At 45.7% G+C, this 13,918-nt stretch carries 12 protein-coding genes; 11 read left to right on the plus strand and 1 reads right to left on the minus strand.

Going from position 1 to position 13,918, the window contains the following annotated elements; translation table 11 throughout:
• From CPIN_RS09385 to CPIN_RS09435, 11 genes are read left to right on the plus strand one after another with little or no spacing between them, the layout of a single operon-like run.
• On the plus strand, nt 1-1,065 hold the full coding sequence (locus tag CPIN_RS09385; RefSeq protein WP_012789539.1) for a beta-ketoacyl synthase N-terminal-like domain-containing protein: 1,065 nt from the start codon (nt 1-3) through the stop codon (nt 1,063-1,065).
• Nucleotides 1,059-1,835 carry a polysaccharide deacetylase family protein gene (locus CPIN_RS09390; RefSeq protein WP_012789540.1) on the plus strand — a complete coding sequence of 259 codons (777 nt, stop codon included), beginning with the start codon at nt 1,059-1,061 and terminating at the stop codon, nt 1,833-1,835. The genes CPIN_RS09385 and CPIN_RS09390 overlap by 7 nt, the downstream gene beginning before the upstream one ends.
• Nucleotides 1,828-2,460, plus strand: a complete 633-nt coding sequence (locus tag CPIN_RS09395) for a flexirubin biosynthesis/transport protein LolA2 (RefSeq protein ID WP_012789541.1) — start codon at nt 1,828-1,830, stop codon at nt 2,458-2,460. Before CPIN_RS09390 ends, CPIN_RS09395 begins: the two co-directional genes overlap by 8 nt.
• Complete coding sequence (locus tag CPIN_RS09400; RefSeq protein ID WP_012789542.1) at nt 2,438-3,058, plus strand: flexirubin biosynthesis protein LolB2; 621 nt, start codon at nt 2,438-2,440, stop codon at nt 3,056-3,058. Before CPIN_RS09395 ends, CPIN_RS09400 begins: the two co-directional genes overlap by 23 nt.
• Complete coding sequence (locus CPIN_RS09405; protein ID WP_012789543.1) at nt 3,055-3,426, plus strand: ApeI family dehydratase; 372 nt, start codon at nt 3,055-3,057, stop codon at nt 3,424-3,426. Before CPIN_RS09400 ends, CPIN_RS09405 begins: the two co-directional genes overlap by 4 nt.
• Entirely contained in the window at nt 3,423-4,628 is a 1,206-nt protein-coding gene (locus tag CPIN_RS09410; RefSeq protein ID WP_012789544.1) for a DUF2062 domain-containing protein, read from the plus strand. Before CPIN_RS09405 ends, CPIN_RS09410 begins: the two co-directional genes overlap by 4 nt.
• A gap of 18 nt (nt 4,629-4,646) precedes the next feature.
• Nucleotides 4,647-8,522 (plus strand): trifunctional MMPL family transporter/lysophospholipid acyltransferase/class I SAM-dependent methyltransferase, encoded by a 3,876-nt coding sequence (locus CPIN_RS09415; RefSeq protein WP_012789545.1) that lies wholly within the window; start codon nt 4,647-4,649, stop codon nt 8,520-8,522.
• On the plus strand, nt 8,512-10,017 hold the full coding sequence (locus CPIN_RS09420) for a phytoene desaturase family protein (protein ID WP_012789546.1): 1,506 nt from the start codon (nt 8,512-8,514) through the stop codon (nt 10,015-10,017). Before CPIN_RS09415 ends, CPIN_RS09420 begins: the two co-directional genes overlap by 11 nt.
• A 14-nt stretch (nt 10,018-10,031) precedes the next feature.
• Nucleotides 10,032-11,720, plus strand: coding sequence for a C45 family autoproteolytic acyltransferase/hydrolase (locus tag CPIN_RS09425; protein WP_012789547.1), 1,689 nt, complete (start codon nt 10,032-10,034; stop codon nt 11,718-11,720).
• Between the two features lie 2 nt (nt 11,721-11,722).
• A complete protein-coding gene (locus CPIN_RS09430) occupies nt 11,723-12,100 on the plus strand; it encodes a holo-ACP synthase (RefSeq protein ID WP_012789548.1) in 378 nt (125 codons plus the stop codon).
• Nucleotides 12,101-12,112: 12 nt separating this feature from the next.
• A complete protein-coding gene (locus CPIN_RS09435) occupies nt 12,113-13,402 on the plus strand; it encodes a flexirubin biosynthesis putative acyl-CoA ligase FlxY (RefSeq protein WP_012789549.1) in 1,290 nt (429 codons plus the stop codon).
• Here the strand turns inward: CPIN_RS09435 and CPIN_RS09440 are convergent, their stop codons facing one another.
• Nucleotides 13,403-13,888: a DUF6702 family protein gene (locus CPIN_RS09440; RefSeq protein WP_012789550.1), complete on the minus strand. Its 486-nt coding sequence runs from the start codon at nt 13,886-13,888 to the stop codon at nt 13,403-13,405.
• Nucleotides 13,889-13,918: the final 30 nt, after the last annotated feature.

Below are 13,918 nucleotides of genomic sequence, written 5' to 3' on the forward strand. Positions count from 1 at the left end.
ATGAACATCTATATACAAGGAGCCGGTTGTGTATCACCGCAGGAAACTGCGCAGGGCGGAACATTTCCAGCGAATGTGCTTCCCTGGGAAGGCGCGCGTATGAAAGCAAACGAGCCTGATTACAAACAGTGGATAGATGTGAAGCTGATACGTCGTATGAGCCGCGTGATTAAAATGGGCGTGGCTGCGGCACAGCTTAGTCTGCAGGAAGCAGGCATACAGCAACCCGACGCTATCATCACCGGGACCGCTTACGGTTGCCTGGATGATACCGGCGTGTTCCTGTCAAAAATGATCAATCAGCAGGAGGAGATGTTAACGCCTACCGCGTTCATCCAATCCACCCACAATACAGTAGCCGGACAGATCGCACTGATGCTGGGTTGTCATGGCTACAACAACACATTTGTGCACAAAGGCTTTTCTTTTGAAAGCGCCTTGCTGGATGCACTGATGATCTTAAAGGAAGGCCGTTCCGCCATTATCCTGACCGGTGCAATGGACGAGCTGACCAATCACAGTTTTAATATCCTTTCCCGTTTCGACCTGTATAAAAAAGAGCCTGTTACACCTGCATCCCTGTTACACAGCCAGACACATGGCACCGTAGCAGGAGAGGGGGCAGCCTTTTTTGTGCTGGGAACTGAAAAAGGGGCGAATACAAAGGCTAAACTGACCGGGGTGACCACATTGTACAAACCGGCAGGGAAAGCTGAAATTGCGGCTGATATAGCTGCTTTTCTGGCTGCGCACAATTGCAGCGAGGATGAAGTCAGTCTGATGATCAACGGCCGTAACGGCGATGCCAGCGGAGATGAATGGTATGAGCATATGGAGAATAATGCACTGGCGGGTAAACCCGTAGCCTGTTTTAAACATCTCTGTGGCGAATATCCTACTGCCGCCTCTTTTGGCATGTGGCTGGGTGCGAAAGTGATCGCAGAGCAGCAGATAGCTGCGGCTGCCATGTTCAGGGGAACAGCGCCAACGGAGATTAAAAAAGTACTGATCTACAATCATTACAAACAAACGCATCACTCGCTGATCCTGTTAACCGCATGCTAACACACCGTACTGCAAATATCGGCCTGTTCGTGTTGCTGGCAGTTGCACTGCTGGTACACAATCTCTGGCTGACATTGCCCTGGTGGTTGTTCCTGTTATTACCTGTCCCTTATGTGGCAGCGCTGGTATGGGGAGCCTGTAATATAGCATCCGGTTTCTACGTTCCGGTGGTATGTGCCGCCGATACACAGGAAAAAAAGATCGCCATCACCTTTGATGATGGGCCGCTGGAAGCCTATACACCTGTTATCCTGGATATACTCAGACAAGCGCAGGTAACAGCTGCTTTTTTTTGTATCGGTGACCGGATAGGGGGAAGAGAGGCTTTATTGCGTCGTATAGATGCAGAGGGACATGTGATCGGTAATCATAGTTTTTCCCACCATTTCTGGTTTGATATGTTTGGTCCGGCAAAGATGCTGGCTGAACTACAGCAAATGGATAGGGCCGTGGAAAATGTCACCGGTAAACGTCCCCGTTTGTTTCGTCCACCGTATGGCGTAACCAATCCAAACCTGGCGAAAGCGATCAGACGAGGTGCATACACACCTATCGGCTGGAATATCCGTTCGCTGGATACGGTAGCAAAGGACAAAGCAGCGCTGTTCAGCAGAATAAAGGAAGGCATCCGTCCCGGAGCTGTATTGCTGATGCACGATTCAATGGAAGTAACCGCACAGGTACTGCCTGAATTGATACAATATCTGAAGAAGGAAGGATATACAATAGAACGAATTGACAAATTGTTAAACATACCCGCTTATGCGTAGATGGCTTTTGATATTGGGTTGTATCGTGAGCACCCTCCCGATGATGGCGCAGACCGGTTTTAAACCGGTGGCTGACGTAGCCGCTTTCAAACAACAGTTTGCAAAGGCTTCACAGGCGACACAGTCCATACAGTGTGATTTTGTGCAGGAAAAGAACCTCAGTATGCTGGCAGACAAGATCACTTCCAAAGGGAAGTTCTGGTTCAAGAAGGAAAATAAAGTGCGTATGGAATATGCACAACCTTCCTACTACCTGCTGGTGATGAATGGAAAAGATATCAAGGTAAAAGACGGACAGAAAGAGAACCGTGTTTCTACCAAAGGTAATAAGCTGTTTGAACAGATCAATAAGATCACAATAGACTGCGTACAGGGAAATATTGTGAATAACGCGGACTTCAACACCCGCGTACTGGAAAACGGCCAATCCTATCTGCTGGAAATGACACCGGTAAATAAGGCATTGTCTCAGTATTTCAAGTCTATTCATCTGTTGGTAGATAAGAAGGATTATTCCGTATCAAAGATTGAAATGTATGAAGCCGGTGGGGATGATACCAGCATCAGCTTCCTGCATAAACAAATGAATGTAAATATTGCTGATGCGGTCTTTGCTGTTAAATAGTCTGCTGCTGATGGGCCTTTTGTCCGGTTGTTCTTCTGCATATAAAAATCTGCAGCAGAGCAGTGGGGATGTACAGTGTATCACAAAGTTCCGTCCGCAGTTTACAAATACATTATACAGTACGCAGGTAGATGTGTTAAAACATCACCTTAGCGGTCTGCTCTTCTTCAAGCAAATGCCTGACAGTAGTTTACGGGTGGTATTTGCGAACGAGATGGGCTTTAAGTTTTTTGATTTTGAGTTCACAAAGGATGGCCGTTTTGTAAAGCATTACATGCTGGATAAGATGGATAAAAAAGCAGTGGTAAAAACCCTGCGTGGTGATTTTGAACTGGTGCTGCTGCGTCCTGATCTGAGTCGGGCAACTGTGAAACAGGACAGTAACTATCACTATGTCGTAGTGCCTACGAAAAAAGGGAACAACTATTACATTACGGATAGTACCTGTGAGCAGCTGGAAAGGATTGAAAAATCTTCTAAGCGCAAGCCGGTGGTAAAAGCGTGGCTGACTCATTATACAACTGGTGTACCGGATACGATCAATATCCGTCATCAGGGTTTTAAATTTAATATTTCACTACAACGCGTACAGAAATGATGTTAGCCGGAAAATTATATACAATTGAGCAGGCGCATGTGGCAGAGGTGAGCGGTATTTATCAGCTATCATGGAATGCGGCACATCCCATATTTGAAGGTCATTTTCCTGGCCGTCCTGTAGTACCGGGTGTTTGCATGATGCAAACTGTACAGGAACTGCTGGAATTGATGTTGCAGCACAAAGTAGTACTGAAGAAGTCTGCCAATATGAAGTTCCTGAACATGATCGATCCAAATGCACATCCGCTTGTAGTGACCGAAATTCAGTACAAACTGCAGGAAGGTGAAATAAAAGTGACAGCTTCCCTGAAATATGAAGCGCTCACTTTTATGAAATTCCAGGGAACATTTGTTGAAGCACAATGACCGATACGACAAAATATAACGATCAGTTCACTGCCCGGAAAGCAGCCGTACTGGTGCCGACCTACAACAATGCCAAAACGCTGGAATCCGTTATAAGAGACGTACTTTCTTATACTTCCCATGTCATTGTCGTAAATGATGGTAGTACCGACGAAACTGCCGATATCCTGGATAGATTTCCTCAGATACAGCGTGTGGAATATACGCCTAACAGAGGAAAGGGGATCGCTTTGCGCCGTGGTTTCCGCTACGCTGTTGAGCAGGGATATGATTATGTGATCACGATAGATGCCGACGGACAGCATTTCGCGTCTGATCTGCCGGTTATGCTGGAGAAACTGGAAACAGAGCAGAAGGCAATTGTGATCGGCGCGCGTAATCTGCAACAGGAAAACATGCCGGGTAAGAATACCTTCGCTAATAAATTTTCTAACTTCTGGTTCTATGTGGAAACAGGACTGAAAGGACCGGATACACAATCCGGCTATCGCCTGTATCCGGTGTATGCTATGCGCAAGATGCGCTTCTGGTGTACCAAATATGAGTTCGAAATAGAGGTGCTGGTGAGAAGTGCCTGGAAAGGTATTAAAATTGACTGGGCGCCGATAAAAGTATACTATCCGCCTGCGGAAGAAAGGGTTTCTCATTTCCGCCCCTTCCGGGATTTCTCCCGTATCAGTGTGTTGAATACGGTACTGGTAACAATTGCTTTTCTTTACATCAAACCGAGGGATTTCTTCCGTTATCTGATGAAGGCGGAGAACTGGCGAAGTATGTGGTACGACCATGTACTGAACAAGGAAGAGTCTAATTTCAGAAAAGCCATATCCATCGGCTTTGGCGTATTTATGGGTATTGTACCTATCTGGGGTTTCCAGATGGTAACGGCGATGGCGCTGGCGGTGTTGTTCCGGCTGAACAAGGCGTTGGTATTTATGTCCTGTCATGTGAGTCTGCCGCCGATGATCCCGTTTGTGATCTTCGCCAGTTTTGCCACCGGCAGACTATGGGTGAAGGATGGGAGTTTGTTGCTGCCTTTCAGCACGAATTTATCACTGGACATCATCAAACAGAATTTATTTCAATATTTAACAGGAGCCTGTACGCTGGCAGTAGCCGCCGGTGTTTTGGTGACACTGATCGTATATGTGCTGCTGGCCATTTTCCGAAACGATCCGGCCAGACAGCGACAGGTACGTTAGTATTCGGTATTAAGCAATATGGGTAAGTTATTCGTAAGCATATATGATTTCTTTAACCGGCATAAAGCCTGGCTGTGGATCTGTACGATCGTCAGTTTCGTGCTGGCTGGTTTCTTTGCCTCCCGCATCGAGCTGGAAGAAGATATAACCCGTATTCTGCCGAAAGACAAAGCACTGGATAAACTGCAACAGGTCTTTAATGATTCGCGTTTTGCAGATAAACTTGTGGTGATCATCTCTCAGAAAGATACCACACAGGCACCGCAACCGGATAGTCTGACCGCTTTTGCACAGACGTTCACGGATACCGTGAATGCGAAATATGCGGACCATATAAAATACTTTCAGTCAAGAGTCGAGGATAATACGGTGCTTGACCTGATGCAGGTGATACAGCAACACCTGCCCGTATTCCTGGAAGAAAAAGACTACCGGCAGATTGATTCCCTGATCATGCCTGACAGGTTGCAGCAAACGCTGGAAAATAATTACCATACACTTATTTCCCCCGCAGGACTTGTCGTAAAGAAAGTCATTGCAGCAGATCCGGTAGGGATGTCCTGGCTGGGTATTAAAAAGCTGCAGCATCTGCAATATGATGAACAGTTTGAACTGTATGATGGCTTTGTCATGAGCAAAGACCAGCGGCACCTATTGCTGTTCATTACACCTGCTAATCCACCTAGCGCCACGGCTAGGAACAAGGTATTGCTGAATGGATTACAGCTGGAAATAAATACCCTGCAACAGTATTCTGTTAACACGACCGCCTTTTACTTTGGCGCGGCGGCTGTTTCTGCAGGGAATGCCACCCAGATCAAACAGGATTCCTTCCTTACACTGGGTATTACCATCACTTTGCTGGTAGTACTGATTGCGTTTTTCTTCCGCAGAAAACGTGCACCGATTGTGATCATGCTGCCTGTTGCATTTGGAGGTCTTTTCTCTATTGCGATCATCGCGCTGACACAGCATAGTATTTCCGGGATTGCATTGGGCGTAGGGGCGGCGGTACTGGGTATTGCGGTTAACTACTCACTGCACATCTTCAATCATCATCGTCATACGCCTGATATCCGTGAAGTGATCCGCGATCTGGCGGAACCGATGACGATCGGTAGTTTCACCACTGTAGGCGGATTTCTGTGTCTGCAGTTTGTACATTCCCCTATGCTGCGGGATGTTGGATTGTTTGCTGCATACAGTCTGATCGGTGCGGCACTGTTTTCCCTGATATTCCTGCCACATTGGATTGTATTGGGTCGTCAGTCTGTACAGCAGGATGCACATGCACATACCTGGCTGGATAAACTGGCGGGATACAGACCGGAAAAGAATAAAGCGCTGGTCATAGTTATACTGGTACTTACCGTGTTTTTCTTCTTTACCTCCGGTAAGGTGGGATTTGAGAGTGATATGATGCGTATGAATTTCATGCGGCCCGAACTGAAGGCAGCTGAAACGAAGTTTAATCAGATCAATGCCTATACCGCACAATCTGTTTACCTGGTAACAGATGGTAAAGATCTCGAAGATGCATTACAGAACAGTGAGAAATTGCAGGCCCGGGTACATCAGTTACAACAAGAGGGTGTCATCAAAAAATACGCAGGCGTCAATACATTGTTGTTCTCAAAACAGGAACAACAACAACGGATACAACGTTGGAATAACTACTGGACACCTGAGAAAAAGCAATTACTGATTAATTATCTGCAACAGCATGGCCCGGCAGTCGGATATAAACTGGCGGCTTTCGGACCTTTTGAACAATGGTTACAGCAGGATTTTACAGTCATCCCTGAAGATGAGTTACAATCGCTGCGTGCAGGTAATCTGGGTGACTTTATTACGGAGAAGAAAGGCAGTGTATCACTGGTAACATTGCTGAAAATAGATCCAACACAGAAGGAAGCTGTGTACAAGGCTTTCGGAGAACTGGAGCATACCACCATCTTTGATAAGCAGTATGTAGCAAACCGGCTGGCGGTTGTGATCCGTGATGAATTTAACAGTATTGCCTGGATGACGTCTTTACTGGTATTCTTAGCCTTGCTGATATCTTATGGCCGTATAGAACTGGCATTGATCACATTTATCCCCATGCTTATCAGCTGGGTGTGGATATTAGGGATCATGGGACTGTTCGGTATCAAATTCAATATTGTTAACATCATTCTCAGTACGTTCATCTTTGGTTTAGGCGATGATTACAGCATCTTCACCATGGATGGTTTGTTGCAGGAATATAAATATGGGAAGAAAGAGAATCTGGCCTCTTTCCGTTCTTCCATCTTTTTATCAGCACTGACGACGATATTAGGTATTGGTGTGATGATATTCGCACAACACCCGTCTCTGAAATCTGTTGCGCTGATTTCCATCATCGGTATCAGCTGTGTGGTACTTACCTCACAGGTATTGATACCTTTATTATTTAACTGGCTGATCACAAACCGTGTACGTAAAGGCAGGGCTCCCTGGACCTTGCATGGCTGGGCAAAATCAGTATTCTCCTTTACTTATTTCACCATAGGATGCCTGGTATTAACCGTAATAGGCTGGGTGCTGGTGAAATTCAATCCGTTTAAGAAAAAAGAAAAAGCCAAATATCTCTACCATCGTATTTTATCTGCTTACACCCGCTCTGTGATTTATATCATGGGCAATGTGAAAAAGAAGATCATCAATCCGTTAGGAGAACAACTGGATACACCAGCCGTAATCATCAGTAATCACCAGTCATTCCTGGATATACTGATCTCTACCATGTTGCATTCAAAGGTGATACTGCTGACGAGTGAATGGGTCTGGAATTCACCGGTATTTGGAGCTGTTGTGCGTATGGGGGATTATTATCCGGTAGCAGAAGGGGCAGAAGGCAGTATCGAAAAACTGAGACAAAAGGTAGCAGAAGGTTATTCGATCGTAGTATATCCTGAAGGCACACGCTCTACTGATGCCAGTGTAAAACGTTTCCACAAAGGTGCGTTTTATATTGCAGAGCAACTGGGATTGGATGTGCTGCCGATAGTGTTGCATGGTACTGCTTATACAATGAGCAAGAATGATTTTCTGTTGAAGGATGGTACCATTACGATCAAATACCTGCCAAGGATCAAAGCCGGTGATAGCAGCTGGGGTGAGGGGTATGCTGCACGTACTAAACAGATCAGCCGTTATTTTAAAGCAGAATATGAACAGGTACGCCGGGCAACTGAAATCCCTGCTTATTTCCGTGAACAGTTAGTGTATAGCTATATCTACAAAGGTCCGGTATTGGAATGGTACATGCGTATCAAAACAAAACTGGAAGGTAACTATGCATTGTTTGATCAGTTACTGCCAAGGCAGGGACGTATCCTGGATATTGGTTGCGGGTACGGATTCATGAGCTATATGCTGCATTGGTTATCCGCAGAAAGAGAAATAAAAGGACTGGATTATGACGAAGAGAAAATTACGACCGCACAACATTGTTACCTGCGCAATGAGCATGTCAGCTTTGAACATGCAGATATTACCAATTATACTTTCGAAAAGTACGATGCTTTTGTGATCAGTGACGTGCTGCATTATTTGCAGCCGGGAGAGCAGGAAAAAGTGCTTTCAGCCTGTATCAGTCAATTGAATGAAGGTGGCGTTATCATTGTGCGTGATGGCGATGCGGATCTGAAAGAGCGCCATGAAGGCACCAAGTTGACAGAGTTCTTTTCTACAAAGCTGATTGGCTTTAATAAAACTAAAGATAAACCCTTGTCTTTCTTCTCATCTTCCCGGATCAGGGAAATCGTTACTGCAAATGGTGCAGTGATGGAACAGATAGACAACACAAAATATACCTCAAACGTAATTTTCATCATCAAAAAGTTATCCCCTGTAAATGCAGTATGATGTAGTTATAATAGGAAGCGGGCTGGGAGGCCTTGTTTGCGGAGCCATTCTCAGCAAGAATGGTTACCGTGTCTGTATTTATGAAAAGAACAGGCAAATAGGCGGTTGTTTGCAAACCTTTTCACGTGACAAAGCGATTATCGATTCAGGTGTACATTATGTAGGTGGTTTAGAGGATGGACAGACCCTGAACCAGGTATTCCGCTATCTGGGTATCCTGGATTCGATGAAACTGAAACGGATGGAAATGGATGGTTTCGATCATATTCATTTCGGGGAAGAGCAGAAAGTGTATAAACTGGCACAGGGCTATGATAATTTCATGCGGCAGTTATTAGCAGACTTTCCTGGTGAAAAAGAAGCATTACATGCATACTGTGAGAAGATGAAGGAGGTATGCGGTAAGTTCCCGCTATTTAACCTGCGGATGGGAGATTACCGGGAGAAGGAGAGTGTCATGAAACTGGATACCTATGACTTCCTTTCCAGCATTACCGATAATGAGCGGCTGCGACAGGTACTGGCAGGCAATAACCTGTTATATGCCGGAGAACAGGGGAAAACACCGCTTTATGTACATGCCCTGGTACAGCATAGTTATATTGAAAGCTCCTGGAAGTGTGTAGACGGCGGTTCACAGATCTCCCGGGCATTGAATAAAATTATCAAAGACAATGGAGGCACGATCATCCGCAATACAGCTGTGAAACGTATTGTGGAGTTTGACGGTAAGGTAGATCATATTGTACTGGAGAACGGTGAAGAAGTAAGCGCACGCCATTACATTTCGGGTTTACATCCGTCTATAACCATGCAGATGACAGAAAGCGTAAGCTTGCGCAATGCATACCGCAGCAGATTGCAGAGCCTGGAAAATACACCCGGTACGTTCATGCTGAATGTCGTACTGAAGCCGGGTACATTCCGATATCAAAATTTCAATTACTACCATCACGCGTCTGATAATGCCTGGGATGGGGTACATTATACGGCTGACAACTGGCCTAATACCTACGCCTTATTCGTCGCGGCAGGTACCGGCAAAGAAGAATATGCCGATAATCTGTCTATCATGACCTACATGCGATATGCCGATGTAGCGGAATGGCATGACACTTTTAATACGGATTCCTGTCCGGATGAAAGAGATGCCGCTTATCAGGCATTTAAGAAGGAAAAGTCAGAGAAACTGCTGGACCTGGTAGAAAAGCAATATCCGGGTCTGCGGGACTGCATACATGCCTATTATGCTTCTACACCGCTGACCTACAGGGACTACCTGGCAATGCCGGAAGGGAGTATGTACGGGGTGGCTAAAGATGCCAATGACCCCTTAAAAACAGTCATTTCCGCTGCCACTCGTCTACCCAATTTGTATCTTACCGGGCAAAACCTGAACTTGCATGGAATTTTGGGCGTAACGATGACGGCAGTGGTGACAAGTTCGGTACTGCTGGGCATGGAAAAGCTGATAAAAGATATTAACGCAGCATAAATACAAACTGAGCGATGGCACTGAAAAGGGGAAAAAAACGGAACGGATGGCGTAAACTGGGAAGGGCGCTGTTATACATTACCGGCACGATCTTACTGTTGATTATCATACTGGTGGTCTATGTGATGAGTGTATCGCATATTGATCCGCCGGAAATAGCCGATAAATCATCCCTGCAATGGGAACGTAAAGCACTGGACAGCAGCAGCTATACACTCGGTAACAGCTGGTTCCGTAAGAGTGAGAGTGGCCTTTATGAACTGTATGTAGAAGGGAAGCCATTTGAAAGGGGCGTTGTGGAAGGTAGACTGACGGCCGAACTGGTAAAACGCCAGGAGGACCATTTTACCGATCAGATTAAGAAAATGATCCCTTCGCAGTCTTATCTGAAATTCCTGCGCTATTTCGTTGGTTTCTTCAACAGAAATCTCGCTGATAACATCGCTGAAGAAAATAAAGAAGAGATCTATGGGATCTCTTTTTCGGCTTCTGATAAATACGATTTCATCGGTTCCAACTATGAGCGGCTGCTCAACTACCATGCGGCGCATGACATCGGGCATGCCTTACAGAATATGGCGCTGGTAGCCTGTACTTCTTTCGGTACCTGGGATGGGGCGTCTGCGGACAGCAACCTGATCATCGGTCGTAACTTTGATTTTTATGTAGGAGACAAATTCGCAGAAGATAAAATCGTTGCTTTCTATCATCCGGAGAAAGGTTACCGCTTTATGATGGTAACATGGGGCGGCTTTACAGGCGTGACTTCCGGTATGAACGAAAAAGGACTGACGGTAACCATCAATGCGGATAAAAGTGATATCCCTACCGGTTCGGCTACGCCCGTATCGCTGGTAGCAAGAGAGATTTTGCAGTATGCGAAAACAATCGACGAAGCCTGGACCATTGCCAATAAACATAAGATGTTCGTATCAGAGTCTTTCCTGGTAGGTTCTGCAGAAGACAACCGTGCGGCTATCATAGAGAAGACGCCTGAGAAAATGGATATGTACGATCCGAAAGACCAGTTCATCACCTGTACCAATCACTTCCAGGGTGCTGGTCTGGCGAAGGAAGAAAAGAATATCAAACAGCGGGAGGAAACTGCTTCCGGTTACCGCTTTAATCGTTTATCACAGTTGCTGAAAGAGAAAGGTCCGAACACGGTGCAGAAAACGGTGGATATCCTTCGTGACCGCGCCGGTATGGGTGGAAGGAATATCGGTATGGGGAATGAAAGAGCGATCAATCAGTTTATTGCACATCACTCTATCGTTTTCGAACCGAAAAAGAAAATGGTATGGGTATCTACAGCGCCCTGGCAGCTGGGTAAGTTTGTGGCGTATAACCTGGATTCTATTTTCAGTATGAAGGGCCTGCAATACGATCATGAGGTGTATGACAGCACACAGACGATCGCGGCGGATCCCTTCCTGCAAACGCAGGACTACCAGTCATTTGTAGCCTTCCGTAAGATTAAGACCGATATCATGGATGGTAAGGATGCTGATGTGCAACAACTGATCAGCCTCAATCCGGAATACTATCATGCTTATGTACTGGCGGGAGATTATATGTTCAAAAGGAAAGATTATACCGCAGCCACGGCCTATTATAAAAAGGCTTTGACCAAAGTCATAGCGACGAGAGGAGAAGAAAAGCATATCCGCAAACAGCTTGAAAAATGCGCTAAAAGCAAATAATCATGATTTACGGAATTGGTACCGACATTGTTGAAGTAGACCGCATTGCGGTGAAGATAGAGAAGGGAAAAGGATTCCGTGACCTGGTATTTACAGCAAATGAAATAGCTTACTGCGAGCAGCAGGTGCATCCTGCACAACATTATGCTGCCCGTTTCGCCGCCAAAGAAGCCTTTCTCAAAGCAATGGGTACAGGCTGGGGGCATGGCAAGATCAACTTCAACGAAATAGAGATTGTCAATAACGAGACAGGAAAACCTTTACTACAGCTGACCGGTACGGCAGTTGCCAGTTATAGTGAATTACAGATTAAACAGATACATGTCTCTCTATCACATATAAAAGCAACCGCTGTTGCTATGGTGTTGATAGAGGTCTGAAAACCGACAACCATGTACATACCCGACATTGAACTGCAATCTACAGCTGCCATCAGGAAATATCAGGAAACAGAAGTACTGCGCCTGCTGGGCTATCTGCGTCAGTTTTCTCCTTTCTACAGAGAATGGTTTGCGCAGCATGGTATACAACCTTCCACTGTTAAGTCGCTGAATGATCTCTGGCTGATACCACCCGTTACAAAGGAACATCTGCAACAGCAGAACTGGGATTTCCTTTGTGTGGATAAGAGCCGGATCGCTGAATATACAACTACTTCAGGCACTTTGGGCAACCCTGTGATCATTGCATTGACACAGAAAGACCAGGAGCGCCTGAGTTACAATGAATACATTTCCTTCTGCTGTGCCGGTGGTACAGAAAACGATATTTACCAGCTGATGCTGACACTGGACCGTCAGTTTATGGCCGGTATGGCTTATTACAATGGTATCCGTAAACTGGGCGCCGGCGTACTGCGCGTAGGTCCGGGTGTACCTTCCCTGCAATGGGAGAATATCAGCAGGATACAGCCGACTACCATTGTAGCAGTACCGTCTTTTATTGTAAAGCTGATTGCTTTTGCGAAAGAGCATAATATCGATATCAACGCTTCATCGGTGAAAAGTGCGGTATGTATAGGGGAGAATATCCGTAATGTGGATTTTTCGCTGAATGTGTTGGGAAAGAAGATCACAGAACAATGGGACATCAAGCTGTATTCAACGTATGCATCCACTGAGATGCAGACAGCTTTTACAGAATGTAATGCAGGTCAGGGCGGGCATCATCACCCGGAACTACTGTATATAGAATTACTGGATGATAATAATCAGCCGGTAGGACCGAATCAGGATGGGGAAGTCACCATTACGACCCTGGGAGTGGAAGGGATGCCCTTGCTGCGTTATAAAACAGGGGATATCTGCCGTTATTTTCAGGAACCTTGTTCCTGTGGAAGGCATACGATGCGTTTGTCACCGGTGATCGGTCGCCGTAAACAGATGATCAAGTATAAAGGCACGACATTATATCCGCCGGCTTTGTTTGATCTCCTGAATGATATGGAAGAAGTGAAGGAGTTTGTGGTGGAGGTATTTTCCAATGAAATAGGTACAGACGAGATCCTGCTGCATCTCTGGCCGGTAGCGGAAACAGAGGATATAGACAGGAAGATTCGTTCGTATTTACAGGCAAAACTGCGTGTGATACCACAGGTACGTTACTGTTCTCAGGCTGACGTCATGAAGATGCAGTTCCCTGAAGGCAGCAGGAAACCTATCAAGTTCATCGACAGACGATAATCAGAAGGAGAAGTCGGCGTCCGCCTTGGGATTGTCCAGCTTTGTACTTTTTCTGACACCGTTCTGGATAACATGGATCATGTTGATCTGGTTAGGGTGTTCATCATAGAGCACATTATTCCTGACATGTGCGGTTTTAAAGGCAGGGATATTTTCGGCAGCAAGGAAGCACCAGGCGGCCTCTTCTTCGATTTTATACCCGAGGTATTGCAGGCGGACTGGTTTACCATCGGTGGTTACGAAGAGGTGATTGCGCAGGTAGCCGGCAATCAGACTGTCAGTAGCGGCTTTGTTGGCCGGGTGAATGATATCCAGCGGGGTTTTAGACTGCTTTCTAAGGGTATTTTCCAGGTCATCTGCAAAGATGCGGCAACTGATTTCCAGCTCGTTACCGGATTTGTTATACGTTATTTCTGTAACACTTACGTAAAATGGATGGAATACCATCCAGGCCGAAACCAACCATTTATATAATAATACCCCCACTTGCCTAAAAAATTTTAAATATTAAGATGA

It is taken from the genome of Chitinophaga pinensis DSM 2588 (genome assembly GCF_000024005.1).
GTDB lineage: Bacteria > Bacteroidota > Bacteroidia > Chitinophagales > Chitinophagaceae > Chitinophaga > Chitinophaga pinensis.